The 1,869-nt window shown below is 69.6% G+C and carries 2 protein-coding genes; one reads left to right on the forward strand and one right to left on the reverse strand.

Annotated elements, in window-relative coordinates; translation table 11 throughout:
• Positions 1 to 495, reverse strand: a 495-nt coding sequence (locus ACWCSD_RS52180; RefSeq protein WP_449927287.1) for a hypothetical protein, incomplete at its 3' end; no start/stop codon positions are given.
• 567 nt (positions 496 to 1,062) lie between these two features.
• On the opposite strand from ACWCSD_RS52180, the gene ACWCSD_RS52185 reads away from it, so the two are divergent.
• A complete protein-coding gene (locus tag ACWCSD_RS52185) occupies positions 1,063 to 1,821 on the forward strand; it encodes an AfsR/SARP family transcriptional regulator (protein WP_449927289.1) in 759 nt (252 codons plus the stop codon).
• Positions 1,822 to 1,869: the final 48 nt, after the last annotated feature.

Below are 1,869 nucleotides of genomic sequence, written 5' to 3' on the forward strand. Positions count from 1 at the left end.
GAGCAATATCGGGCCCCACAGCGCCGTCGGGGTGATGGACACCATCGCCAGCGCCTGCCACCAGCCATTCTCGTACGCCACGCTGCCGGCGACGCCGACCCAGGAGAGCGCCATCCAGACCGAGACCGCGGTCAAGAGCAGCCCACCGGCCACGGCAGGGACGACCGCTGCCATGGGCGGCACACGTCTGCCGCCGATGACCGGGATCCAGCTCGGCAGCACCTCGCCCCAGCCGCGCACCAGACCGATGCTGAGCAGCGCCGCCAACTCGGTGAGCACGCTGAGCCCGAAGACATAGGGGATGCTGATCCACAACGGTGACACAGGCGCGTCGTCGAGCTGGCCCATGTCGAAGTGAAAGGCGAACGGCAACCTCCACAGGCACGTGGGAAGCAGCAGCCACGGAAGCGCGTAGGCGGTACGGAGCGCCCAGCGTGAGGCAGGTTGTGCGGTGTCACTGCTGGCCGGGGCCGCGTGCAAGAGCTTGATCGCCATACCTGTACCTTCTGCTGGCCTCCAGGACGATTGATCACCCGTGAGGGTGAATCGCCTCCCCCGCACGAGCCAGTAGTGGTTTGTTGGTCTGTCGGTGGCTGTTGCGGCGCGACGGTTTCTACGACACGCGAACCCAAAAGGCACTGCTGAGGCTCCGCCCTCGTCTCAGCGCCGCCGCCTGGAACTTCTCCGACGTGCGCTCAGCGACGAGAGGCTGGCCCTCCCCATCCGGGTCTCGGCCTGGCTCATGCTCCTCTTCACTCAGCCGATCACACGGATCGTTCGCCGCACGCTCGACGACCTCATCTCGCTCGACGGCGAAATCCACGTGCGACTTGGAGACCCGCCCACACCAGTCCCCGAGCCCTTCGCAAGCCTTCCGCTCCAACTGACCGACGAACGGCCCCATCTGAACACCGCCACCAGCCACGGGGCCGATCACGGCTACTGGCGCCCGACACCGGCCATCGCTGACCGTCCGGCTTGCCGCGTTTGTCAAATGGGTGTCACCAGAGATGTACTGCCTTCCGGAAAGCTGATCATCCGATCAGGCACGAGGGAGGACCGGTGGACTTCGCGATCCTGGGCACCATTCGCCTCAATGGTCCCGGCGGCCGGATCCGTCTCAGCCGCAAGCAGCGGGCCGTGATCGCGGTCCTGCTGCTCCACCCGAACGCGACCGTTTCCACCGAACGCCTGATCGGCGCCCTCTGGGACGACCCGCCCCGCTCGGCACTGTCCAACGTCCAGACCTACGTCCATCAGCTCCGCCGCTCCCTGGAGGGCAGCGGCCTGTGGCTGGGGACCGAGGGGTCGGGGTACGCCTGCGAGGTCCCGCCGGAGCGTCTGGACCTGCTGGTGTTCGAGGAGGGCGTACGCCGGGCGCGCAGGGAACGGGCGAACGGCGACCTGGTGGCGGCCGAGCGGGAGTACGCGGCCGCGGTCGCGTTGTGGCGCGGAACCCCGGCCGAGGACGTACCGCTCAGCGGGGCCGTGGCGCCGCGGATCACCGAGCTGGAGGAGCAGCTGGCGGTGGCCAGATCGGAGTGGATCGACGTACGGCTCGCGCTCGGCCACGACGGCCTCGCCGCCGAACTGCGCACCCTCGTCGCCGCCCACCCGCTGCGTGAGCGGTTGCGCGAGCAGCTCGTGGTCGCCCTGCACCGCAGCGGGCGGCGGGACGAGGCCCTCGACGCCTTCCGCGAGGCGCGTGAGCTGCTGGTGGCCGAGCTGGGCATCGAGCCGGGCCCGGAACTGCGCCGCCTGCACGCCGCGCTGCTCTCCGGCGACGCCGATCGCCGTTCGCCGCTGCTCCGCGGTCACTGATGCGGGTGGACGTACGGCGCGCCGCCGACCTCGACGAGACGCTCGACG

Source organism: Nonomuraea sp. NPDC001684, assembly GCF_053596515.1.